Source organism: Terribacillus sp. AE2B 122 (assembly GCF_902497585.1).
GTDB classification, from domain to species: Bacteria; Bacillota; Bacilli; order Bacillales; family Amphibacillaceae; genus Terribacillus; species Terribacillus saccharophilus_A.
In genome coordinates, this window is record NZ_LR700949.1 from 732 (window position 1) to 22,570 (window position 21,839).

At 42.7% G+C, this 21,839-nt stretch carries 25 protein-coding genes and 1 pseudogene; 20 read left to right on the forward strand and 6 right to left on the reverse strand.

The genetic code is table 11. The annotated features are described in order from the left end of the window. Positions 1–44 precede the first annotated feature (44 nt). Entirely contained in the window at positions 45–827 is a 783-nt protein-coding gene (locus AE2B122_RS16235) for a hypothetical protein (RefSeq protein ID WP_095219069.1), read from the reverse strand. A 144-nt stretch (positions 828–971) separates the two neighbouring features. Between AE2B122_RS16235 and tsaE the strand changes: the two genes are divergently transcribed. The 4 genes from tsaE to tsaD are packed head-to-tail and all read left to right on the forward strand — an operon-like array spanning position 972 to position 3,569. Next, positions 972–1,424 carry a tRNA (adenosine(37)-N6)-threonylcarbamoyltransferase complex ATPase subunit type 1 TsaE gene (tsaE, locus tag AE2B122_RS16240; RefSeq protein ID WP_095219068.1) on the forward strand — a complete coding sequence of 151 codons (453 nt, stop codon included), beginning with the start codon at positions 972–974 and terminating at the stop codon, positions 1,422–1,424. Further along, the gene (gene tsaB, locus AE2B122_RS16245; protein WP_095272643.1) at positions 1,421–2,119 is read left to right on the forward strand and encodes a tRNA (adenosine(37)-N6)-threonylcarbamoyltransferase complex dimerization subunit type 1 TsaB; all 699 of its coding nucleotides are present in this window, start codon (positions 1,421–1,423) and stop codon (positions 2,117–2,119) included. Before tsaE ends, tsaB begins: the two co-directional genes overlap by 4 nt. Further along, on the forward strand, positions 2,116–2,565 hold the full coding sequence (rimI, locus tag AE2B122_RS16250; protein WP_342747527.1) for a ribosomal protein S18-alanine N-acetyltransferase: 450 nt from the start codon (positions 2,116–2,118) through the stop codon (positions 2,563–2,565). Before tsaB ends, rimI begins: the two co-directional genes overlap by 4 nt. Further along, the gene (gene tsaD, locus AE2B122_RS16255) at positions 2,562–3,569 is read left to right on the forward strand and encodes a tRNA (adenosine(37)-N6)-threonylcarbamoyltransferase complex transferase subunit TsaD (protein WP_175074720.1); all 1,008 of its coding nucleotides are present in this window, start codon (positions 2,562–2,564) and stop codon (positions 3,567–3,569) included. Before rimI ends, tsaD begins: the two co-directional genes overlap by 4 nt. A 194-nt stretch (positions 3,570–3,763) precedes the next feature. On the opposite strand, the gene AE2B122_RS16260 is transcribed toward tsaD, so the two are convergent. Further along, positions 3,764–5,719, reverse strand: coding sequence for an ABC-F family ATP-binding cassette domain-containing protein (locus AE2B122_RS16260; RefSeq protein ID WP_175074721.1), 1,956 nt, complete (start codon positions 5,717–5,719; stop codon positions 3,764–3,766). 450 nt (positions 5,720–6,169) lie between these two features. On the opposite strand from AE2B122_RS16260, the gene AE2B122_RS16265 reads away from it, so the two are divergent. From AE2B122_RS16265 to fetB, 3 genes are all read left to right on the forward strand, one after another. Beyond that, positions 6,170–6,796, forward strand: coding sequence for a redox-sensing transcriptional repressor Rex (locus AE2B122_RS16265; protein ID WP_095219064.1), 627 nt, complete (start codon positions 6,170–6,172; stop codon positions 6,794–6,796). A gap of 136 nt (positions 6,797–6,932) precedes the next feature. Continuing rightward, the gene (locus AE2B122_RS16270; RefSeq protein WP_095219063.1) at positions 6,933–7,658 is read left to right on the forward strand and encodes a phosphate ABC transporter ATP-binding protein; all 726 of its coding nucleotides are present in this window, start codon (positions 6,933–6,935) and stop codon (positions 7,656–7,658) included. Then, positions 7,655–8,401, forward strand: a complete 747-nt coding sequence (gene fetB, locus AE2B122_RS16275) for an iron export ABC transporter permease subunit FetB (protein WP_095219062.1) — start codon at positions 7,655–7,657, stop codon at positions 8,399–8,401. The genes AE2B122_RS16270 and fetB overlap by 4 nt, the downstream gene beginning before the upstream one ends. Before the next feature lie 74 nt (positions 8,402–8,475). On the opposite strand, the gene AE2B122_RS16280 is transcribed toward fetB, so the two are convergent. Next, positions 8,476–8,862: a hypothetical protein gene (locus tag AE2B122_RS16280; RefSeq protein WP_175074722.1), complete on the reverse strand. Its 387-nt coding sequence runs from the start codon at positions 8,860–8,862 to the stop codon at positions 8,476–8,478. A 175-nt stretch (positions 8,863–9,037) separates the two neighbouring features. Here AE2B122_RS16280 and AE2B122_RS16285 point away from each other — a divergent pair, with 175 nt between their 5' ends. Both AE2B122_RS16285 and AE2B122_RS16290 read left to right on the forward strand, forming a co-directional pair. Next, the gene (locus AE2B122_RS16285; protein ID WP_175074723.1) at positions 9,038–9,460 is read left to right on the forward strand and encodes a universal stress protein; all 423 of its coding nucleotides are present in this window, start codon (positions 9,038–9,040) and stop codon (positions 9,458–9,460) included. Positions 9,461–9,502: 42 nt separating this feature from the next. Beyond that, complete coding sequence (locus tag AE2B122_RS16290) at positions 9,503–10,936, forward strand: MDR family MFS transporter (protein WP_371809672.1); 1,434 nt, start codon at positions 9,503–9,505, stop codon at positions 10,934–10,936. Positions 10,937–11,082: 146 nt separating this feature from the next. Here the strand turns inward: AE2B122_RS16290 and AE2B122_RS16295 are convergent, their stop codons facing one another. Beyond that, entirely contained in the window at positions 11,083–12,249 is a 1,167-nt protein-coding gene (locus tag AE2B122_RS16295) for an iron-containing alcohol dehydrogenase (RefSeq protein ID WP_175074725.1), read from the reverse strand. Between the two features lie 150 nt (positions 12,250–12,399). Between AE2B122_RS16295 and AE2B122_RS16300 the strand changes: the two genes are divergently transcribed. The 4 genes from AE2B122_RS16300 to AE2B122_RS16315 all read left to right on the forward strand — a co-directional run bounded on the left by AE2B122_RS16300 (position 12,400) and on the right by AE2B122_RS16315 (position 15,282). Continuing rightward, positions 12,400–12,771 (forward strand): helix-turn-helix domain-containing protein, encoded by a 372-nt coding sequence (locus tag AE2B122_RS16300; protein ID WP_038558186.1) that lies wholly within the window; start codon positions 12,400–12,402, stop codon positions 12,769–12,771. 523 nt (positions 12,772–13,294) lie between these two features. Then, complete coding sequence (locus AE2B122_RS16305; RefSeq protein ID WP_175074726.1) at positions 13,295–14,002, forward strand: Crp/Fnr family transcriptional regulator; 708 nt, start codon at positions 13,295–13,297, stop codon at positions 14,000–14,002. A 137-nt stretch (positions 14,003–14,139) separates the two neighbouring features. After that, entirely contained in the window at positions 14,140–14,469 is a 330-nt protein-coding gene (locus tag AE2B122_RS16310; protein ID WP_175074727.1) for an antibiotic biosynthesis monooxygenase family protein, read from the forward strand. Between the two features lie 66 nt (positions 14,470–14,535). Beyond that, positions 14,536–15,282, forward strand: a complete 747-nt coding sequence (locus AE2B122_RS16315; RefSeq protein ID WP_175074728.1) for an SDR family NAD(P)-dependent oxidoreductase — start codon at positions 14,536–14,538, stop codon at positions 15,280–15,282. A gap of 156 nt (positions 15,283–15,438) precedes the next feature. Here AE2B122_RS16315 and AE2B122_RS19535 read toward each other — a convergent pair whose 3' ends face one another. Then, positions 15,439–15,837 (reverse strand): LysE family transporter, encoded by a 399-nt coding sequence (locus AE2B122_RS19535; protein ID WP_371809679.1) that lies wholly within the window; start codon positions 15,835–15,837, stop codon positions 15,439–15,441. On the opposite strand from AE2B122_RS19535, the pseudogene AE2B122_RS16325 reads away from it, so the two are divergent. Beyond that, positions 15,811–16,116: pseudogene (locus AE2B122_RS16325) on the forward strand (LysR substrate-binding domain-containing protein); the annotation flags it as partial. The gene AE2B122_RS19535 and the pseudogene AE2B122_RS16325 sit on opposite strands and share 27 nt — an antisense overlap. Before the next feature lie 39 nt (positions 16,117–16,155). Here the strand turns inward: AE2B122_RS16325 and AE2B122_RS16330 are convergent. Continuing rightward, positions 16,156–17,070 (reverse strand): iron-hydroxamate ABC transporter substrate-binding protein, encoded by a 915-nt coding sequence (locus AE2B122_RS16330; protein ID WP_175074730.1) that lies wholly within the window; start codon positions 17,068–17,070, stop codon positions 16,156–16,158. A 218-nt stretch (positions 17,071–17,288) separates the two neighbouring features. On the opposite strand from AE2B122_RS16330, the gene AE2B122_RS16335 reads away from it, so the two are divergent. The 6 genes from AE2B122_RS16335 to AE2B122_RS16360 all read left to right on the forward strand — a co-directional run bounded on the left by AE2B122_RS16335 (position 17,289) and on the right by AE2B122_RS16360 (position 21,645). Next, positions 17,289–17,753: a DUF4306 domain-containing protein gene (locus tag AE2B122_RS16335; RefSeq protein ID WP_095272671.1), complete on the forward strand. Its 465-nt coding sequence runs from the start codon at positions 17,289–17,291 to the stop codon at positions 17,751–17,753. 147 nt (positions 17,754–17,900) lie between these two features. Next, positions 17,901–18,671 carry a TSUP family transporter gene (locus tag AE2B122_RS16340; protein ID WP_175074731.1) on the forward strand — a complete coding sequence of 257 codons (771 nt, stop codon included), beginning with the start codon at positions 17,901–17,903 and terminating at the stop codon, positions 18,669–18,671. Positions 18,672–18,882: 211 nt separating this feature from the next. After that, positions 18,883–19,839: a LacI family DNA-binding transcriptional regulator gene (locus tag AE2B122_RS16345; RefSeq protein ID WP_175074732.1), complete on the forward strand. Its 957-nt coding sequence runs from the start codon at positions 18,883–18,885 to the stop codon at positions 19,837–19,839. A 26-nt stretch (positions 19,840–19,865) separates the two neighbouring features. Further along, the gene (locus AE2B122_RS16350; protein ID WP_095219053.1) at positions 19,866–20,543 is read left to right on the forward strand and encodes a DUF554 domain-containing protein; all 678 of its coding nucleotides are present in this window, start codon (positions 19,866–19,868) and stop codon (positions 20,541–20,543) included. Positions 20,544–20,564: 21 nt separating this feature from the next. Then, complete coding sequence (locus tag AE2B122_RS16355; RefSeq protein WP_175074733.1) at positions 20,565–21,110, forward strand: hypothetical protein; 546 nt, start codon at positions 20,565–20,567, stop codon at positions 21,108–21,110. 67 nt (positions 21,111–21,177) lie between these two features. After that, a complete protein-coding gene (locus tag AE2B122_RS16360) occupies positions 21,178–21,645 on the forward strand; it encodes a GNAT family N-acetyltransferase (RefSeq protein ID WP_254593540.1) in 468 nt (155 codons plus the stop codon). The last annotated feature ends 194 nt before the right edge of the window (positions 21,646–21,839 follow it).

Below are 21,839 nucleotides of genomic sequence, written 5' to 3' on the forward strand. Positions count from 1 at the left end.
ACATAAAACGTTCAAAAGCTTTAGGATTACTCCTAAAGCTTTTTTTATATGTGTATTTCCCATCCAACTAGTGTAATACTTTCCGCAGCACCTGCTGACTGGGCGTTTGTAAGTGTTGTCTGCATGAAATGCGGCATGCTCTCGCTCTTGCTAAAAGCGCGCTGCAGCCGGGAGGCACTCTTATATGGAGATACAGGGAAGCACTGCAATCCGATTGTGGAGAGCAGGATATGGTTAGTACCACTTGAAAGAGGCACGCTCCCCATATTAAAGACAGGCACCACTTGATCAAACGTATTATCAGCACCAATTTTACCTGAACTATTTTGCTGATTCAGCTGGACAGAGTTGTAATGATTTGGAGAAGGTACTAAATGATAAAGTGAATTCTCCCCAATGGATAACCAATACAAATAACCCGCTTTCCGTACAGCGATTAAACAAGAAGCATTACCGTTTACCTTGGCTGCCGTTGAGCGGAAACGTACGCTGTTGAACATACTCATCAGAAAGCTGTCGATCTTTTTTATTGCGCTGGAAACATCTTCATCAAGCGTCTCAGTGATTTTCCTTTGCCTGAGTATGAGGGAGTCTGCGATGAAGGCAGCACTTTCTACTGTATGCTGTGCCCCCATGACAACTGCTAGCTCCCAATCGGCTCCAGTAAGGATAAGACAAGCATTCTCGTTCTTATAAGCACCATGCGCAATGCTTCCGCCGAAGCGCCCGATCCAGACATGCTGGTATCCGCTCAGATCGACTTGATCCAGATAGGATTTCATCTCACCATTCCAGCTGTAGTTGTACATTTGCTCTAATGCTTCCATATACATACTCCTTTATTGGCTGATAATATAAGTATTCTCCATAAATCCACGAAAGCCTTTTTGTTTCTAGTGCTTTTGCTTTTAGGCTATATTTTGCTATGATGAATAGATGAACAAAGAATGAAAGTGAGTCAGGTGACGGTTATGACCCAATTTATAAAGAAGATGCATACAATAGAAGATACCAATTCGTTTGGCCAAAAGCTGGCCGAACTGCTTCAGCCTGGAGATATCATCACGATGGAAGGAGACCTTGGTGCAGGAAAGACGACGCTGACTAAAGCAATAGGTGCGGGTCTAGGTGTGAAAAGGACGATAAACAGTCCTACCTTCACAATCATCAAGGAGTATGAAGGACGTCTGCCGTTATATCATATGGATGTTTACCGGTTAGAGAACAGCGATGAAGATATCGGTTTCGAGGAGTATTTTTCAGGGGAAGGTGTTTCCATTGTAGAATGGGCACAATTCATTGAAGACTATTTGCCAAAGGAACGACTGGAGCTTACGCTCAAGCATGATGGAGAAGCAAGAACAATCTTACTGCAGCCAATTGGTGAACGTTATGAAAAGCTTTGTAAGGAGTTAGCGGAATGAATATATTAGCGATTGATACTTCCAATCAGCTGCTAGGAGTAGCGATTGTGAAAGATGGAGTGACATTAGGTGAACATGTTATGCATGGACACAGAGATCACTCGGTTCGATTGCTTCCCGCAATCGAACAATTGATGAAGGAAACAAAAACGACACCTGCTGATTTAGATCGAATTGTCGTTGGCCAGGGACCTGGTTCATACACAGGTGTTCGAATCAGTATGGCAACTGCAAAAACAATGGCATGGGCACTTGGCATCGATGTCATCGGTGTTTCAAGTCTGGAAGGTCTTGCGCATCAAGGGGAGCTATTCTCAGGATATGTTTGTCCTTTCTTCGATGCTCGCAGAGGCCAAGTGTATACTGCTCTTTACGCCAGCAATAGTGACTCCTTTGAACAAATAGACGAAATCGTCAATCCTCTATTCTCGGATTGGCTGGAACAGCTACGAGAAAAAGGCGAAAGAATATTGTTTCTAAGCCCTGATATCGAGATGTACCGCAGTATGATCATTGAGATACTGGGTGAGCAAGCAATAATCCCAGAAGCTGCTATACATTACGCTCGTCCATCTGTACTTGCTCAGATAGGAGCTGCAAGGAAAGCAGATGATTTGCACCAAATCGTACCAAATTATGTTCGTATGACAGAGGCTGAGTCAAATTGGCTTAAGCAGCAGGAGCAGCAGAAGTGAGCGCAAAAGTGACCGTACGTCCGATGCAATTAGCCGATGTGCCAGCTGTCTATACAATTGAGACTGCATCTTTTGCAACTCCATGGACCATCGATATCTTTGAACGTGAAATTACGGAAAATACGTTTGCAAATTATTTTGTCATTGAAAGTGATGGCGTAATTGCTGGTTATTGCGGTATGTGGCTCGTCATTGATGAAGCACAGATCACGAATATTGCTATACTGCCGAACTTTCGAGGTCAGAAACTGGGCGAGAAGCTGTTTGCCCATGTAATGGAACAAGCAATTATGGCAGGGGCTTACCGTTTATCTCTAGAGGTACGTGTAACTAATGTACCGGCACAGCATTTATACCGGAAATTTGGTTTAGTACCGGGCGGTATCCGGAAAAACTATTATACAGACAATCAGGAAGACGCGATTGTAATGTGGGTGAATTTATGAAAACATCAGAACTTATTTTAGCAATAGAAACAAGCTGTGATGAAACAGCCGCAGCCGTCATTGAGGGAGGCAGGATCATCAGATCCAATATTGTTGCGTCCCAAATTGAGAGCCATAAGCGTTTTGGCGGTGTAGTGCCGGAAATAGCATCCAGGCATCATGTGGAACAAATTACGCTCGTCATTGAAGAAGCGATCCAGCAAGCTGGAATTCAGAAAGAAGAGCTGGACGCGATTGCTGTGACACAGGGGCCCGGTCTTATCGGAGCATTGCTTGTTGGTGTGAATGCAGCCAAAGCGCTGGCGTTCTCCATTGGCAAACCGCTGATTGGTGTCCACCATATAGCGGGACATATCTATGCCAACCGACTAGAGCAGGAGTTCAAGTTCCCGCTACTTGCATTGGTCGTTTCTGGCGGTCATACAGAGCTTGTTCTTATGAAAGAACATGGCAGCTTTGAAGTAATTGGAGAGACACGTGACGATGCAGCAGGTGAGGCTTATGACAAGGTAGCCAGGACATTGCAGCTGCCTTATCCGGGAGGTCCCCGCATTGATAAGCTAGCAGCAGAAGGCGAGCAATCCATTGATTTCCCTCGTGCATGGCTAGAACCAGAGAGCTATGATTTTAGCTTTTCCGGTTTGAAATCTGCGGTCATCAACACACTGCATAATGCCAAGCAAAAGGGAGAAACATTTGCACCTGCAGATGTAGCGGCAAGCTTCCAAGCCAGTGTAGTAGATGTGCTTGTAGGGAAAACAATCCGAGCGGCCGAAGCATTCGGCGCAAAGCAAGTCATTGTTGCGGGTGGTGTTGCTGCCAACAGGGGGCTGCGCGCTTCTTTGGAAGAAGTGTTTGCAGACAAGCAAGCTGATCTGCTTATCCCGCCGCTTGCTCTATGCACGGATAACGCAGCCATGATTGGTGCTGCGGCATCCATCCTTTATCAGCAAGAAAAATTCGCGGATTTATCTATGAATGCTAGGGCATCTATGCCGTTATAAAAAAAGCATCGTTTTCTTTATGAAAACGATGCTTTTTTATTCACAGCCTATATTCTGGATTGTGCATAACTTATTAAAACCCACTATTAGTACCAGGTATAGAAGTGGATAAAACTGTGCGAAAGCGCTGTGGATTCTGTGGATAATGTGCATAACCTTGTGTATATCCCATTAAATCAACGATGAAAACGCATTTAGTCCTGTGTATAACTTTCCTGTTCTTCGCTAAGTATTTCCCATTCTTCCATTACTTCTAGCAGTGTTGTCTGCAGCTCTTCATTCTTTTCAGTGATTTCCTGGGCTTTCTGATAATCTTGGAAAATTGTCGGATCGGTAAGCAAAGTCTCATTTGTTTCAATCTCTGTCTCCAGTTCAACTATCTTTTCTTCTAGCTCTGAAATGCGTCGTTCCCGTTTCCGAATTTCCCGCTTTATTGCCTTATCTTGATGATAAGAGGATTTGTTCTCCGACATAACAGTTCTCTGCTTCGTTTCTTCTGCCATAGCTTCCAAGGCAGCAATCTCCTGCTTCTCTTGTTTCTTTTCTATAAAATAATCATAGTTGCCTAAGTAGGATAAAATCTGCTTGTCCGCCATTTCCAGTACTTGTGTGGAAACTTTATTCATGAAGTAACGGTCATGGGAGACAAAGAGTATAGTACCTGGGTAGTCGGCCAATGCACCTTCCAATACTTCCTTGCTGTCTAAATCAAGGTGGTTGGTCGGTTCATCCATGATCAAGAGATTCGATTTCTGCATCATTAGCTTCGCCAGAGCAAGGCGGGCCTTTTCGCCACCACTCAGTGTGTTGACTACTTTGAGGACATCATCGCCAGTGAACAGGAAGTTACCAAGAATGGTGCGGATATTCTTCTCATCCATAAGCGGATACTCATCCCATAGCTCAGCAAGGACACTCTTCGATGAATGCAATTCCGTCTGCTCCTGGTCGTAATAGCCTATACTGACGCCTGTGCCTACCTCTACCTGACCGGATTTAGCAGGCAGCTTTCCGATAATGGTCTTGAGCAATGTCGTCTTACCCGTTCCGTTCGGCCCGGTGAGAGCGATACGGTCTTGACGATTCATATGGAAGGTAACGTGCTCAAAGACAGGGGAGGTACTCTCTGGATATTGATAAGCCAAGTCTTTTACCTTCAATACATCATTTCCGCTTCGACGATCGATATCAAATGTGAGCTTTGCAGATGATGCGTCATGGAGCGGCCGGTCGATTCGTTCCATCTTCTCCAACTGTTTACGTCTGCTTTGTGCGCGTTTCGTCGTTGTGGCACGTGCGATGTTCTTTTGAACGAATTCTTCCATCTTTTTGATTTCAGACTGCTGTTTCTCGTATTGCTTCAGCTCGCGTTCGAAATTGGCAGCTTTCTGTTCGAGATAGTTACTGTAATTTCCTTTGTAACGAACAGAGTGATTGTGCGCTATCTCAATTACGGTATTAACAGTTTTGTCGAGGAAGTAACGGTCATGCGATACAACTACGACAGCCCCTTGATAACTGCTCAAGTAACCTTCCAGCCAGTCCAAGGTTGAAATGTCCAAATGGTTCGTCGGCTCATCCAGTATTAATACGTCCGGTTTCTGGAGAAGGAGTTTTCCTAGGGCAAGACGCGTTTTTTGCCCGCCGCTTAATGAACCTATCGGAGTAGACAAGTCTTTGTCTCCGAAACGGAGGCCATTCAGCACGGAACGGATATCTGCTTCATATTGATAGCCTCCGTTTAAACGGAAGGCTTGTTGTTTTGTATCATAATTGGTTAGAAGCTGCTGGTAGGCTGTCTCGTCTGAAATAAGATCAGGGTCTCCCATCCTTGCTTCGAGACGGCGCAGCTCTTCCTCTTGCTGAATAAGATCAGCGAAGACAGTCTTCATTTCTTCCAGGATGCTTTTTTCCGACTCTAAGCCTGTATGCTGCTCCAGGTACCCAAGTGTGGCATCCTTTGCTAGGAATACATTTCCTTCGTCATAGCTTAATTCTCCTGCAAGGATCTTCAGCAAGGTCGATTTTCCGGCACCGTTTCGTCCTACGATGGCTAATCGGTCCTGTGTTTGTACTTCCAGTTTTATATTTGATAAAATGACGTCTGCGCCAAATAGTTTCGTTATATTGTTCGCTTGCAATAAAATCATTCTGTTCACCTCATACTATCAGTGTATCCTATGTGACAAAACAGTAGCAAGCGCCGAATTTCAGCACTTTTAGCTTTCATGCGGATGGACATCAGAAATGATTTTGTTAAAATGGAGACAAGGTGACTCTCATCATCTTTCTTTGTGAATCTGTACAAGACTTTCCTTCTTAAATCTGTTAGAATAAGTTGTTAACTATAATCGTACTTTGTGAAAGTATCATTTCGTAATAATTCAAGGACGAAGCCGCAGGCAGCATCTGCAACTCCTTATAGATGCCAGAAAGGAACCTGTCTGCAGCCATTATTCCATTCTTTAGGGATAGTGCTGGTCATATACGACAAGAGGTAACAGAACGGTATCGTTCTAGTCCGATAGGCCTTTTGATCAGCTGCATGGCTGCACGAAGTTCGCTTCTGGAAGCTGTAGGCTTTAGGAGGATAAATGAGCATGTATATGGATCAAAATAAAATACCAAAAGCTACGGCAAAGCGGCTGCCACTTTATTATCGATTTCTCAACAGTCTGCATCTGCAGGGTAAAACAAGAGTCTCATCTAAAGAACTCAGTGAATCGGTTAAAGTTGACTCAGCTACAATCCGCCGTGACTTTTCCTATTTCGGAGCACTTGGCAAGAAAGGCTATGGTTATAATGTAGAGTATTTGCTGAACTTCTTCCGGAAGACACTAGATCAAGATGAGATCACAAGAGTGGCGCTTATCGGGGTCGGTAATCTTGGAACAGCATTCTTGAATTATAACTTTACGAAGAATAACAATACAAAAATAGAAATGGCATTCGATACGGATCCAGGAAAAGTGGATCATAATATCGGCGGTGTCCCTGTATACCATATTGATGATTTGGAAGAATATATCGGCAACGTAAGTGCAGCGATCCTGACGGTGCCAGCGCAAGCTGCCCAAGCAATCACTGACCGCCTTGTCGAGTGTGGTATTGCTGGAATCCTGAACTTTACACCAGCGCGAATCGCAGTACCGAGCAATATCCGTGTGCATCATATCGATTTGGCTATCGAATTGCAGTCATTAGTTTATTTTTTGAAGCATTATTGATTCAAGCACCTCTCATGCAGAGGTGTTTTTTTCTTACATACGATTATCCAAATCATTTTACTTATCACGTTAATCGCGGTTAAATCACGACTAAGCAAGGATACTAGGATATAAGAAGCGGAAGGGAAGTGAAAATATGATACAGCAAGCCGCCATCACGTTACAGGAAGTGGTGTATGAAACAGAGGAGAACAAAATCATCTGCGGTATAACAGGCAGATTCACGAAGGGGAAGATCACAGCAATAATCGGTCCGTCAGGCGCAGGAAAGACGACACTTTTTCGATTATGTAATGGATTGCTTTCACCCTCAGGCGGAAATATACTGATCAACGGGAAGGAAATCTTAACGTTTGATCCTGTGAGCTTGCGCCGTCATGTCGGTATCGTTCTCCAGCAGGCAACTATGCTGGAAGGAAGCGTTCGGGACAATTTGGCATTGCCTTTACAGCTTGATGGAAAGGAGTTGACAGATGACGAGGCACAACGGATGATACAGTTAGTAGGGCTCGATCCAGACATATTGGATCGAAACAGCAGGGATTTATCGGGAGGCCAGAAGCAGAAGGTTTCCATTGCTCGAACACTGCTGAATGAGCCAGAGATTTTGCTGCTGGATGAAATCACATCTTCCTTGGATCGAGTTTCCAGGCAGGACATAGAGAAACTGATTGAATGGATCAATAGAGAGACTGGAACGACTGTCATATGGATAACGCATAATCTGGAACAGGCAAAGTCAGTCGCAGAAGAAGTCTGGGTCATGATAGACGGCCGTATTGCCGAAGCGGGACCGATTGAAATGCTGGATCATCCAGAAAATGATGATGTCAAACACTTTGTCATGGAGGAGGGAAAATGAGCGCACTTGCTTTAATACTCACCTTGATATTCGTCCTTATTCCACTTTTCTTATCTAAGACATTACAGCTTGGGCTCGAAAAAGATACGCTCATTGCCACAGTCCGTTCCATCATTCAGCTGTTTGCAGTTGGCTATGTGCTGCAGTTTATCTTTGACTCCGAAAATATCCTTTATATATTCCTGATGGTTGCGCTCATGATTGGTGCAGCAGTACAAAACGCAAGGAAAAAAGGAGCATCGATAAGAGGCATCACATGGAAGCTAGTGCTTACCTTCGTTGTAATTGAAGTACTGACACAAGGGATTTTGTTAGGGCTTCATATTACACCGGCAACTGCACAATACATCATCCCATTAAGCGGAATGGTGATAGGAAACTCTATGGTGCTAGGTATTTTGTTTTTAAACCGATTCACTTCAGAAGTGTCATCCAGAAGAGAGGAGACTGAGCTTATCCTTTCTTTAGGTGGCACACCAAAGCAAGCAATTCAACACTCGTTGCTGGCATCCATTAAGGCAAGTACTATTCCGACAATAGAAAGCCAGAAGACAATCGGACTAGTCCAGCTGCCAGGTATGATGAGCGGTCAGATCATTGCTGGAGCAGATCCGCTCCAGGCCGTCATGTTCCAGCTCCTGATTCTCTTCCTGCTGCTGACAACTGCTATTGTTACAAGTACTATGCTTGGCTTTTTATCTTATCCGACGAAATTTAATGAGCGGATGCAAGTTATTGATTAGAATACAGTCTCATTTAAAGAAATCTATGCAGCATTGAAAAGCCGCCAATTAAAAGGGACGGCTTTTTTCTTGTATTACATAGGGAACGGTTCAAGTTCACTATCAATAATAGTAGCATCATATACGAAGCTGACATTGCCATCGCCCTGATAAACTCCGACTTCGTAGTCATCATTTTTGCTATACATAATAAGTGTGGCATCAATTGCTGCATAAGAAGCTGTTTCGTGCATTTCCTCACGCTTGCATTCATTGATACATTCCATTATTTCTTTTATTTGCACCTGATCTGTTATTGTTTTTGATGGGTCAGTTGACTCCGCATCGTACACTTCAATACGTTCTATCTTTTCTTCAATAAAAGCCTCTTTCTGAAAAGGCTCGAAAGCAGCAAGAATCCAAACAATAACTCCAATAATTAGAAGAAAGATAATAAGGAAACTAATAGTTTTAGACAGCAACCTTTCTCCCCCCTAAATTCTTTTTTCCATCATCTCACACTTTTCCAAAAGGATATTTAATGTTATTGTTAATTTCATACAGAAAAGTTTCGGGTATCGAAGCATTTTCGACTTCTCGTTTGTTAGCGCTATTTTAAGGGAAATGCGTACTATCATGGTTATAGGAGGCGCTAGTATGTATGAGAAAATCTTATTGGCTGTCGACGGTTCAGAGAACTCAATTCGAGCGACAGAAGAAGTAATCAAAATTTGTCAGGCGAGCACACATCCTGTACAGCTGGAAGTTACCCATGTTATCCAAGATGTAAGTAATAGCGAGATTGTTCTGCAGCAAGTAAAGCCGGATAATAGGAACCGGGACGGAGAACTTCGTATCCAGCCAAACGAAGCGGAACTGCAAAATGCGAATATTCCTTATACACGTACCATCGAACGTGGCGATGCCGGTAAAACGATTGCCAATAAAGCAAATAATGATACGTTCGACTTGGTTGTGATCGGAACAAGAGGTTTGAATGGATTACAGAAGCTTGTGGTTGGAAGTGTAAGTACGGAAGTGATCAAAAGAGCGAATTGCCCAGTGTTGGTCGTAAAATAGGAAGGTTACCAACTGGTGTGAAACGCAAAAACAGTTGGGAGTATGCATGTGAGTAAACTAGAATCCAAATGGTTGGTTGTTGTTGCTGTCCTTTTTGGGACATTCACTGTTATTTTGAACAATAGTATGCTGAATCCGGCACTGCCATCATTGATTTCCACATTCGATGCCAATGCTGTCAGTGTTGGCTGGATACTGACCATATTCATGGTTGCAATGGGTATGACGATGCCTGTCACCGGCTACCTTGGCGATCGGTTCGGGAAAAAGAGTATCTATCTGCTAGGCCTTGTGATATTTCTTGCAGGGTCCATTTTTGGTATCTTTTCCGGCAGTCTGCCATTTGTCATCACGGCACGCTTTATTCAAGGGATAGGCGGGGGATTGATGATGCCGATATCAATGGCACTCATATTCCAGGCTTTCCCGAAACAGGAGCGCGGACTTGCTGTCGGTGTGTATGGTGTAGCGGCAATGGTAGCTCCTGCCATCGGACCGACAATTGGCGGTGTGCTTATTGCGTACTTACCATGGCCGTTCCTATTCGCTTTTAATTTGCCGTTCGGTCTCCTCGGTTTACTTATGGCTAGTCGTTACTTGAAATCGACCGTAGCTAATCCGGAACGCCGATTCGACAAGGGTGGCTTCGTATTCGTTACACTGGGTATAGGTTTAGTACTGTTTGCTCTAGGTCGTGGACAGACACTTGATGTACTTGTATCGACATCTAACCTTGCGCTGATTGCAGCTGGAATACTAGCCATTGTTATTTTTGTTTACTATGAGCGGCGAAAAGAGCAGCCATTATTGGAGCTCTCTCTCTTCCGTAACCCAACCTATACAGTTTCGATACTGGTCACAGCGACAGCTTCTATTGGGTTATTTTCTGGTATATTCCTGCTGCCATTATTAATTCAGAATGTCTACGGACTTAGTGAGATTCAAACAGGTTTACTCTTTCTTCCAGCAGCATTGTTCAGCGGTGCCATGATGTCATTGGGCGGCAAGCTTTTAGATAAGAAAGGGCCGCGCTGGGTAGTACCTCCTGGTCTGCTGATTCTAGCTATAGCTACTTTCCTAATAGGAAATCTCAGTCTGTCTACACCATTCTGGCTTATCCTTGTAATCAATATGCTACGTGGTGCAGGTCTCGGGCTCAGCAATATGCCTGCCACTACCGCAGGAATGAACGATATACCAGAACACCTTGTCTCCCAAGGTTCTGCAATGAACAATGTTTTACGTCAAATATCGTCCGCCTTCGGAATCGTATTCTTCAGCATCTACTTTGAAGTGCGCCGAGCTCATCTCACAGCTGCTGGAGAAGCAGCTCAGCAGGCAAGTTTACAAACAATCAATGAAGCCTTTGTCTTTTCCGGCATCTTAATACTTATCATGGTTCCGATATCATTCATTATGCGCTATAAGACAGAGAAGAAGCAGGAGCACAAAGTTAAAAAAGCTTCTAATGGCTGATATAAAAGCAATCACTTGATAAGTATGGCACGTAGATCAATGGCTTGAGTGAACAGCATTTCCCGGGACACCGACTTAGTCACAAGGGATCCGATTAATCTAAAAAATACCCTCTGAAGCATTGATATGCTCCAGAGGGTATTTTTTTAGAAATCTATATCTTTGCCTTCAAAGGCAGCAACAAATAGCTGTTTCATTTGTTCAACAGATGTCTCACGCGGGTTAGTGCCGGTACATGGATCTGTAACTGCATTAGCAGCCATATCGTTAACATGAGCATAGAATAACTCCTCGGCAACGCCGAAATCACGTAGATTCAATGGAATCTCCATTTCACGGTTCAAATCGCGTATCCATTCAATTAGAGAGTCTGTCAGTTCAGCATCGGTAGAGCCGCTTAATTGCAGACGGCGGGCAATGCTAGCATATCTTTCTTCCGATACAGATCTATTGAACTGGATAACATACGGTAAATAAATCGCATTAGCCAATCCATGGGCTATACCGAAAGTAGGACCGCTCTTATGTGCCATGCTGTGGACATTACCGAGTACGGCATTTGCAAATGCCATACCAGCCATCGCCTGTGCATAATGCACTTGTTCCCGGGAAATGCGTTCACCATTATAAGAAGCTATCAGGTGGTTACGAAGAATTTCTGCTCCTTCGATAGCCAGCGAATCAGTGAATACGGTCCTTGGTTTCGCTACATAAGATTCAATGCAATGCGTGACTGCATCCATGCCGGTGAAAGCAGTAATATGTTTTGGCATATCAAAGATAGTGATTGGATCAATGATTGCGATATCAGGAGTAAGTTCAAAGTCAGCCAATGGATATTTGATTTTTGTTTTGGAGTCAGTCACAACGGATAGATTGGATATTTCGGATGCGCTGCCGCTTGTTGTCGGAATTCCGATGAATTTTGCTTTCGAACGCAATGCTGGCAATTCAAATGGTTTTGTGGCATCTTCAAATGATAGGTCTGGATGCTCGTAGAACACCCACATCGCTTTAGCTGCATCCATAACGGATCCGCCGCCGATTCCAATAACCCAGTCTGGACCGAACTGTTCAAAGTCATTTAAAGCTTCATTTATTTTGTCAGTTGTAGGCTCCTCACGGATACCTTCAATTAATTTAGTCTGGATACCAGCTTTCTCTAGATGAGACTGGACACGGTCCAAGACACCGCTTTTTCTGGCAGAAGCCCCACCGATGACAAGCATCGCTTTATTTCCTTTAATGCTTTCTAGTACTTCCAAAGCACCTTCGCCAAAGTAAATATCACGAGGTATAGTAAATCTATTCATATGATCATGCCCTCCTAAAAAAGTAATATAGCCAGCGAGAAACGGGCTATCCCTTTGCAACTCTTATTATAGGGAGTATAATTTCATTATGTAAGTACGCACTTTTTTCTTACATAGTGACGAAAAGTATACTGTAAGGAGGAATGGCGGATGAGTCGTTTGGAAAAACAGAAATTCAATTGTGAGAAGGAACTGACATTGTCCATCATCGGCGGAAAGTGGAAAATGCTGATTATGTGGCATCTAGGCAAGGAAGGGACAAAACGCTTCAATGAACTGAAGGGCCTGATTCCAGGTATTACACAGCGCATGCTCGTTTCGCAGCTGAGAGAATTGGAAGATGATCAGATTGTGCACCGCGAAGTGTATCCAGTTGTCCCGCCAAAAGTTGAGTATTCCCTGACAGAAGAAGGCCTGTCATTGCTGCCGATTCTTGATGCAATGTATGCGTGGGGAAAGAACTATTCTAATACTGTTTTAAAAGATACAGATGTACTGGAAAGCAATTCGGCTTTTAAATAATATGTAAAATAATAAGAAAACCATCCTGCCAGTGACAGGATGGTTTTTTTTATTTGACGGATAGTACTATGAAGTGCGACAGCTAAAAACAAAGAAGCCCATGAATGTATGCATAAAATGAAAGTTAAAAATTTAATAGATCAAAAGCGATCAGCAGATATAGAAGAAGTAGAGTATGACGATCGAACTTAGATGGCAGAACTGATTAGTTTTAAAATAAATTAGATTTGTGGGTTCAAGCAGGAGGGATCTCTAAAGGTGACAGGGAAGCATTTCATGAGGATAGTGTCCTTATGTGGGAGGCTCTCTTTAATGAACCACATTTAAAAAGTGTAAGAAACTTGGTGAGGTTCTTATTCGTCTTTAAATTCTAAGCAAAAAGCTTTGTAATCTGGATTACAGAAGATTAAATTATGGTGGTTTATGATGAATGTAACACTCCGCTATAGATTATGTTACACGAGGAACGATTATCGTGGAGAGTGAAGCGGTTGTCGTTCGCAACATTGAAAGGAGGGGCAATATGTTACATTATGAGGCGATAGAAAACATAAAATCATTTTTGCCACAAATAAAGATATTTGAATCGCTTCCGGGAGAAATTATCCGTGATATCGAACAATTGGTAACAAGTTCAAATATGTATAAGCTTTCAAAAAACTCTATTCTTCAGATGCCCGGTGATGAAAGGAATGGCTTGTTTTTCGTAATCGCCGGTAAACTTCGCTTATATAAAACCAACTCGGCCGGTAAACAACATACGGTCTGCATCCTAAGCGAAGGCGGCATGTTTGGCGAAGTTGAAACGTTCTCGTTGGGCACAAGAGGGACTTATGTGGAGACGATGGAAGACTCGATTGTTTTTTCGATTCCGACTGAACAATTCGAACCGCTTTTAGGTAAGTACTCGGAATTGTCTTTGCGATTTTTATCAGAAATAAGCAAACGCCTGCGAGATCAGGATGAATTGGTAGAAAAATTGGTTTTTAGGGATCTACGTGGTAAAGTACTCTACTTTCTCAACCGCCTATCTAAAAAGTTCGGCATAGAAGAAAATGGATACCGAAAAATCGATATTCCCCTGACTCATCAAGAATTGGCCAATATGATTGGTGCCACAAGAGAAGCGGTATCGCTAACCTTACAGGAACTATCCAATGAAGGTATTCTCATAACCAGCCGTAGAATGGTCATGATTCATATCGAAAAAGCGAAGAAAGAACTAGCTTGATTTCATGACGCGTATGAATATCACTTCAACTATATCCTTTTCAACGTAATCTAAATTACTGTCGAATTATTCATCTAGCGTTATGATAAATGCCGTAACAGAATCACTGCAAAATAAAACTGATAGGAGGAGTCAACATGCCCAATCAACAAGTTCAACTGAATATTCGATTCAAAGCTAAACCAGGGAAAAAAGAAGAATTCTGCAAGGAGCTATTTTCTCTTATTGAGGAGATGTCATCCGAGAAGGCATTCATTAGCGCCATTGTTTCGGACGATCTGGATCAACCGGATGACTTGATCATTTATGAAACATGGCAAGGCACGAGAGATAGCTGGCTTACGGAAGAACTTATTAAACCATACCGCAAGAATTACGAAGGAAGATTAGGTGATCTAATTGTGGATAGAAACGTCAGCTGGTTGCAACCGACGGGCGAATGGGGAAGTCATATAACGAATGCGTGATGACGTTGAAACGTTAACGTTTTAAGGTCTGGAACGATACAAGAATATTATGGGGGGCATATAGATATGGGGAGATTTGAAGGAAAGGTAGTAGTTGTCACCGGAGGAACAAGCGGTATCGGACTTACGACGGCACAACGATTTGTTTCCGAAGGGGCCTACGTATTTATTACTGGCCGTAGACAAATTGAGCTGGAAGCAGCAGTAAAATTGATCGGTGACCGGGTTACCGGCGTTCAAGGTGACATTTCTAATTTGAAGGACTTGGACAAACTGTTTGATAAGGTTAAGCAGGAGAAAGGACACCTGGATATTCTATTCGCAAACGCTGGAATAGGTAGCATACTACCATTAGGTCAAATTACGGAAGAGCAGTACGACACGACTTTCGGAGTGAACGTAAAGGGTACTTTGTTTACCATACAAAAGGCTTTGCCGCTGTTTCCAGATATGACGGGGACCATCATCTTAACCGGATCGACGGCTGGTACGATCGGCGACCCAGGATTTAGTGTCTACGGAGGTAGTAAGGCAGCGCTCCGTCAGATGGCGAGGAGCTGGATAATGGATTTGAAAGGTACAGGGATTCGACTTAATGTACTGAGCCCTGGCGGGGTTCACACTCCTGCTTATGATGATATGTTTGGAGAGGCGGTAGATCAAGTCCTTGAATCAGCGAAGAATACCGTTCCGCTAAGCCGCATGGGCAAGACGGAGGAGATAGCCGACGCGGTTATGTTTCTGGCCTCGGAGGAAAGCAGCTATGTGAACGGCATCGAATTGTTCGTAGATGGCGGGATGGCTCAAGTCTGACCGTGAATAAGAACGATGAGTAGTCATATTTAAGCAGTTCCTAATAAGCCCATGTATCAAATCAGGCAGAGGAGTATATAATCTCTCTGCCTTTCGCTACGTTGTCGGAAGAGGACACTAGCGTAAGCTATTCGCCTCATCAACCATCGTCAACTGTCATTTGAAGATACTTATGGCAGAAAAAATAAGCAATAAACACATAATCAAATTAATTGATCTTGTATATTTGTTAAAGAATTTCTTGAATGCTGAACCGAAGGCTGCCCATAAAAGGAGACCTAAGCACCCAATGATGATAGTTACGGCTGCATATAAGATAATCGAAGAAACGGAAGCCTTGAAAGGTAAGATAAAAGTCGCCATAGCTGTGATGAAGTAAAGGATGCTTTTTATATTAATAAGCTGAAAAAGAAAGCTGGAAAGGAAGGAGGGGCGCTCAATTGCATCCTCCTCTTTTTTACTTTTATCGAACATGATTTTATAGGCAATAAACAGCAGATATACAGCTCCTAAAACGAAGAAGGGTGCAGCTATCGAGTAATGTTTGAGGAGCACCTGATCAAACAGGATATACCTAAATTCCAAACAATGGAGCTCTGGAGTCTGGAGGCAATCAAGCAGGTTGTGGCTAGCGGGTTGGGATTTGCGGCATTGCCGCTTGTTACGGTGGAAAGTGAAATAGAAAATGGAACACTAAAGCTGTTGGAACATACAGAGAGCTTCAAACCGATTTACTCCTATATGATGGTGAGATCGAAAAACTGGCACTCACCAGCTGTGGATAAGTTCATGGAAATAGTGCTTGAGCTTTCCAAAGATAAAATAGAAGTGTGAATGCATGAAAAAAAGAGGGCAAATACGCCCTCTTTTTTATTACTTCAAGAACTGCTCTTTAAAGAATTCCAACTGATAATCCAAAGTCAATGCGTCGTTGAACAGGAATGCATTCGCATCTGCAGTCAATACATGTCCTTCTTTTACAGCAGGCATTTCTTTGAATAGTTCTGTCTCCTGGTAGGAATTATCCTGGTCGCTGTACTCACTGACTACAAGATAATCGCCGACATATTCAGGAAGTACTTCCGATGAAATCATCGTATAGCCGTCTTTTTCAGTCATTTCCTTTACTTTATCCGGCATTGAAAGTCCCATTGCTTGATAAAGGACTTCGGTACCGCGGCCCCAGCTGTCGCCAAGCACACCCATGCCTTTTTCATAGCTTTCCATTACAGTGACAGTTGCATCTTCACCGACTTTGGCTTTAATTTCATCACCTGTTGTTTTCGCACGTTCCTTGAAGTCATCAACCCATTGCTGTGCTTCATCACCTTTATTCAGCAGTTTTCCGATCTCAACATGCTGCGTCAGGTAATCAACTTTGTTATATGTATACGTGACAGTAGGAGCAATCTCTTTAAACTTGTCCAGATTCTTTGTTGTGTCTGCTGCGATGATCAAATCCGGCTTCAACTCGAGGATTTTTTCTACATCTTCCTCGCTTACTGTTTCAGCATCTTTTAACCCATCTGCAAGTACAGGACTGCTTTTCGCCCATTGATCTACACCCACAATATCGACGCCAAGGGAAAGTACATCACCAGCATATGATGCTAATACTACGACTCTTTTCGGATCAGTCGGTACTTCAACGGGTCCGGTTTCAGATTCGTATGTAAAGGTTTCGTTCGTCTCTTTTTCGCTGCCAGAGGCAGTAGATTCTTCAGAAGAACCGCATGCGCTGAGAATGAGTAGGAAGAGGCCGATAATAGCGATTAATGCTTTTTTCATTTTTATATTCCTGCTTTCTGCTTGTGATAGATGAGTTTTCGTGATAATGATAATCAGTATCAATTAGGTAAATGATAGAATGAATCCAGTAGAATGTCAATAAGATATTCATTGTTAGTGATTGATTGGTAAATCATACTTTTTTATGAAAAGGACTTTAAATTGTATGCGAGAAGTTATTAGGCAGTAAAAGCAGAATATAAAGAGGAGGAAAAGAAATGTCACGAAAGTACGTTGGATTTATTTTGGCAGGATTTGCTTTTGTTTTTTTCCTTTTGTTTTCACTTTATGAGGGCAGTAACTTGATAGATGATCCATTTGAATGGGCGCGATCAACGCCTTTTACACATTTACTTGTTTCTAACCCAGTTTTCCCGCAAGATATTTTCTGGCTGGACTTTTTTGTTTACGCAATTAAGTTTTATGCTGTTTATCCGATTATGACTCTTATCAGCGCAGCATTACTTTTAGGTTTGATAATACGGAATATGAATAAAAACAAAAAGGTATATATCAATATTTCAGGTATTTTTCTAGGTGTAATTACTTTGTATACAAGTCTCGCTTTCTTTTCAGCTCACAGCCTTGGTTCCATAGTGTTTCGCTATTCATTGCTGATTATCGGCCTGATGCTAGTTCTGTGTGCCAGCTATTCAATTTTTAGGCATAAAACTTCTAATTAATATATATCCCAGTGGTCTTAGAAGTACATTCCGTTTATAAGCTGATATCTGTTTTGAAGACTAGAAAACCAGCTGCCTACGCTTTTTTCTCTTATGTTAAGATTATGATAGTAATAAATTCTTTTAGAGAAAGGGCAGGAAAGCTGTATGCATTTGGAATTAGACACGATTTTACTCATTATACTTTTTGGATTTCTTGCCGCATTCATTGATTCTGTTGTCGGAGGGGGCGGGCTGATAACAATTCCGGCATTGCTGTTTGCAGGATTGAATCCTGCCGCTGCAGTGGCAACGAATAAACTGGCCGGAACGCTGGGGTCATTTACAAGCACACTCATGTTCTATCGATCTGGCAACCTGGAATTGAAATCAGTCATGAAATTATTTCCGTTATCTTTCATCGGTTCTTTGCTCGGAGCATGGACTGTGCACATTATCGATCCAGAGCTGTTTAAGCCGCTCATGCTGGTAATGCTGATTGCTGTAGCTATTTACACCATCATGAAAAAGGATTGGGGCAGCGTTTCTACCTACGAACGATTAACACCAAAAAGACTGCTTATTTTTGCAGCAGTCCTGACTCTTATCGGTTTCTATGACGGTTTTCTCGGACCTGGGACAGGCTCATTCCTCATGTTCGCCTTCCTGTTCATCGGCTTTGATTTTCTGCGTGCGGCCGGCAGCGCAAAGCTGTTGAACTTCAGCAGTAATATTTCGGCACTGATCCTTTTTATGATTTTAGGGCAAGTACATTACACAATTGGCTTGATCATGGGGATATCTGGTATTTTCGGCTCCATTGCAGGATCTCGTTTTGCAATCAAGCGTGGCAGCGGATATGTACGTATTCTGTTCATAGTCGTAACGACTGTGCTGATTGTGAAGAATGTGTATGATTACATAAAGGAAATCATGTAAAAAAGGCCGCTCAGGCCTTTTTTTGTATTTAGTATCAGCTTTCTAAGCAGATAAAAGTGCGGTACCAGATCACGCTCTGCCAAACGGATCACGCTCCGATTCCCAGCACCTTTAACCACAGGTTACTTGCTGAAAACGATACCAGGTCAAGTGTTTTTTCAAACACGGAAACGTTATACTGTAATCAAGTACATAGCGAAAGGGAGAACATATGGCGACAATCAAAGATTTAGCCAGGATGGCCGGAGTCTCAGTGACGACTGTTTCCCGGGTGCTCAATGATCATCCTTATGTGAGCGAGGAGAAGCGGAAAGCTGTGCTGGAGGCCATCGAGCGAACTGGATATGAAAAGAATGTAAATGCGGTACATTTGAAAACAGGAAAAACGCAGCTCATCGGTGTGGTGCTGCCTTTTTCGGATCATCCTTATTTCGCACGGCTTTTGAAAGGAATATCGAAGCAGGCGTTTCTGCATAACTTCAAGCTCGTATTGATCCAGACAGATTATCAGATTGAGAGGGAGAAAGACGCACTGCAGATGCTCCGGCAAAAGCAGATAGATGGGCTGATTATCTGTTCGCGCAGCTGCGAGTTGATCTTGATAAAGTCTTATACGCAGTATGGACCGATAGTTGTATGTGAGAATGTACCGAAGGACTTGTCATCTTCGTATGTGGATCATTATCAGGCGTTTCAGGATGCGCTTCTCTATCTATACGAGGAAGGACACCGCAGAATCGGCTATTCCGTGTCCAGGCTGGATGGGGCGAGCAGTAAAAAAAGAGATGCTGCTTACCGGGATTTTCTTGCAGTAAGAAAACTGCAATATCGTACAAATTATGTGTTCGATAAGATGCTGTATTTCGAGGACGGCGAGGTGATAGTAAGAAAGCTCCGGCGAATGGAAGATCCCCCATCAGCGTTGATATTAACAAGCGACCAAGTTGCTGCTGGTGTGATAACTTATGCAAATAAGGTTGGATTACGTATTCCGGAAGAGCTGGCCATTATCGGTTTCGATAACCTTCCAATGTCCCGAATGATGGATATTACAAGTATGCATCTGCCTTTGGAAGAAATGGGAGAGCATCTGTTCCAGCAAGTTTTGGAGAAGAAAACGAACCAGAAGCTATTCCATACTAAACTAATCAAGCGGAAAACGGTGTAAAGTGCTTATGTTTTGGAGGAGAAATTATGTTTGGAACATTATTCAATGTAGCAATGATAATTATAGGCAGTACACTTGGGACTGTCTTTAAGAAAGGAATGAAAGATAGATACCAAACAATCCTTATGCAGGCCATGGGATTAGCCGCACTAGCCTTAGGTGTTAATGCTATAGTTGGACATCTACCAGACAGTAAATATTCTGTTCTATTTATTATCAGTTTGGCAATCGGAGCAATAGTGGGTGAAAAGCTGGATCTGGATGCAAGATTTACGAACGTAGTAAAGAAGTTCTCCAAGTCGAATTTAGCAGAAGGTCTATCTACAGCAATCCTTTTATTCTGTATAGGATCTCTTTCTATACTAGGTCCAGTTGAAGCGGCACTGCATGGTAACTATTCCTACCTGCTGGCAAATGGGATGTTAGACTTTGTAACTTCTTTGGTCCTGGCATCAACCTTCGGATTTGGAATCGCATTATCAGCAGGAGTCTTATTCGTATGGCAGGGGTCGATTTATGTAGTGGCAAAAGCATTGGAAAGTGCAGTGAATGTGGATTTATTAAATGAAGTGAGCATAGTAGGCGGCGTTCTGATCATGGCATCAGGCTTAAGCATACTAGGTATAAAGAAGTTCAAAACAATGAATTTCTTGCCCGCACTGCTTGTTCCGCCCGTCTTCTTTTTGATATTAAAGATTTTTTAATCAGGAATAAGGAGGAGTAGCATGGATAGAGAGGTAAAAGAGGCATTCATAAAATCCAAATCTAAGGACAAGCAAGAAAGCTATGAAGCATATCTATACATACTACAAGCCACAGAAAAGCGAGTGGATTGGGCATATGAAGTCTGGGATGACTTGCTGGACGGTTTAACGGATAAAGATAATCATCAACGTTCCCGATCAGCACAATACTTAGCTAATCTGGCAAAGAGTGATCCGGAAAATAGAATGCTTACAGATTTGCCGAGGCTTTGGGCAGTGACAAGGGATGAGAAGTTCGTTACTGCTAGGCATAGCCTGCAATCTATCTGGAAGGTCGGGCTTTCCGGCCCAGAACAATATGATAGGCTTATGGAATATATGGTCGATCGATTTAAAAACGGGACAGATGAAAAAAATTATACATTAATTCGTTTTGACATCATGCAAAATATGAGACATCTGTATGACCGATTAGTCGATGAGGATATCAAACAAACAGCGATGGAATTGATAGATACGGTCGAGGATGATAAGTATAAGAAGAAGTATATGAATGTATGGAGATAACACAATACTAGCGGAAGAATATAGGGCAGCAGACATACATAATTTTTTCGGGGAGTGGAGAAATAAGATGTATGAAACACGACTGGCGAAACGTGTAGAATTGCCTTTGATTAAGAATTATTGGTACTGTATGGCAAGTGAAATGGGAGAGTTAGACGGTATACCTGTGCCTAGTTCGCAAAGAGGCTTGGAAGTTATAGCTCTTTTCGAGAAGGAATTCGACGAAGGAAATCTAGTGTTCAGATTTGCTATGGATGAGAAAGACGAAATAATAGCTTGTGCCGGTGGTTTGATGAGAGAAGAATATGTATTTCCTTTGAGTGAAGAGAAGTCGAAGTTCGGATGGGTTATAGCAGTCTATACGATGCCCTCGCATAGAAAAAGAGGAGTGGCTTCCCGTTTAGTAGAGGAAGTATGCGGCTGGCTAAAAGATCAAGGAGCGGAGAGGGCAAGATTGTGGTCCAGCTCCAGTGCGAGAGGGATGTATGAAGAGCTGGGATTCAGAACTATGATGGATATGGAGAAGACATTGTAGTAGTATAAATCAAATCCTGGATAAAAGGGTGCGCAAGTGAAGAATAAAAAGTAGAAGGAGGCTGGGACAAAAGGGTTTTAGCCATATACAAAACCGAACTATATTGTAAATCTTCATAAGAAGATTTGCAAAAGTTCGGTCTTTTTGATTAGTTATCCATCCTAGCGTAGGCAGAACACGGAGACTCCTCGAAA

Bases quoted from the DNA above. Each gene is read 5' to 3' on its own strand.
- AE2B122_RS16235 (WP_095219069.1), bottom strand. From the start codon at position 827: ATGGAAGCATTAGAGCAAATGTACAACTACAGCTGGAATGGTGAGATG.
- tsaE (WP_095219068.1), top strand. From the start codon at position 972: ATGACCCAATTTATAAAGAAGATGCATACAATAGAAGATACCAATTCG.
- tsaB (WP_095272643.1), top strand. From the start codon at position 1,421: ATGAATATATTAGCGATTGATACTTCCAATCAGCTGCTAGGAGTAGCG.
- tsaD (WP_175074720.1), top strand. From the start codon at position 2,562: ATGAAAACATCAGAACTTATTTTAGCAATAGAAACAAGCTGTGATGAA.
- AE2B122_RS16260 (WP_175074721.1), bottom strand. From the start codon at position 5,719: ATGATTTTATTGCAAGCGAACAATATAACGAAACTATTTGGCGCAGAC.
- AE2B122_RS16265 (WP_095219064.1), top strand. From the start codon at position 6,170: ATGTATATGGATCAAAATAAAATACCAAAAGCTACGGCAAAGCGGCTG.
- AE2B122_RS16270 (WP_095219063.1), top strand. From the start codon at position 6,933: ATGATACAGCAAGCCGCCATCACGTTACAGGAAGTGGTGTATGAAACA.
- fetB (WP_095219062.1), top strand. From the start codon at position 7,655: ATGAGCGCACTTGCTTTAATACTCACCTTGATATTCGTCCTTATTCCA.
- AE2B122_RS16285 (WP_175074723.1), top strand. From the start codon at position 9,038: ATGTATGAGAAAATCTTATTGGCTGTCGACGGTTCAGAGAACTCAATT.
- AE2B122_RS16290 (WP_371809672.1), top strand. From the start codon at position 9,503: ATGCATGTGAGTAAACTAGAATCCAAATGGTTGGTTGTTGTTGCTGTC.
- AE2B122_RS16295 (WP_175074725.1), bottom strand. From the start codon at position 12,249: ATGAATAGATTTACTATACCTCGTGATATTTACTTTGGCGAAGGTGCT.
- AE2B122_RS16300 (WP_038558186.1), top strand. From the start codon at position 12,400: ATGAGTCGTTTGGAAAAACAGAAATTCAATTGTGAGAAGGAACTGACA.
- AE2B122_RS16305 (WP_175074726.1), top strand. From the start codon at position 13,295: ATGTTACATTATGAGGCGATAGAAAACATAAAATCATTTTTGCCACAA.
- AE2B122_RS16310 (WP_175074727.1), top strand. From the start codon at position 14,140: ATGCCCAATCAACAAGTTCAACTGAATATTCGATTCAAAGCTAAACCA.
- AE2B122_RS16315 (WP_175074728.1), top strand. From the start codon at position 14,536: ATGGGGAGATTTGAAGGAAAGGTAGTAGTTGTCACCGGAGGAACAAGC.
- AE2B122_RS16330 (WP_175074730.1), bottom strand. From the start codon at position 17,070: ATGAAAAAAGCATTAATCGCTATTATCGGCCTCTTCCTACTCATTCTC.
- AE2B122_RS16335 (WP_095272671.1), top strand. From the start codon at position 17,289: ATGTCACGAAAGTACGTTGGATTTATTTTGGCAGGATTTGCTTTTGTT.
- AE2B122_RS16340 (WP_175074731.1), top strand. From the start codon at position 17,901: ATGCATTTGGAATTAGACACGATTTTACTCATTATACTTTTTGGATTT.
- AE2B122_RS16345 (WP_175074732.1), top strand. From the start codon at position 18,883: ATGGCGACAATCAAAGATTTAGCCAGGATGGCCGGAGTCTCAGTGACG.
- AE2B122_RS16350 (WP_095219053.1), top strand. From the start codon at position 19,866: ATGTTTGGAACATTATTCAATGTAGCAATGATAATTATAGGCAGTACA.
- AE2B122_RS16355 (WP_175074733.1), top strand. From the start codon at position 20,565: ATGGATAGAGAGGTAAAAGAGGCATTCATAAAATCCAAATCTAAGGAC.
- AE2B122_RS16360 (WP_254593540.1), top strand. From the start codon at position 21,178: ATGTATGAAACACGACTGGCGAAACGTGTAGAATTGCCTTTGATTAAG.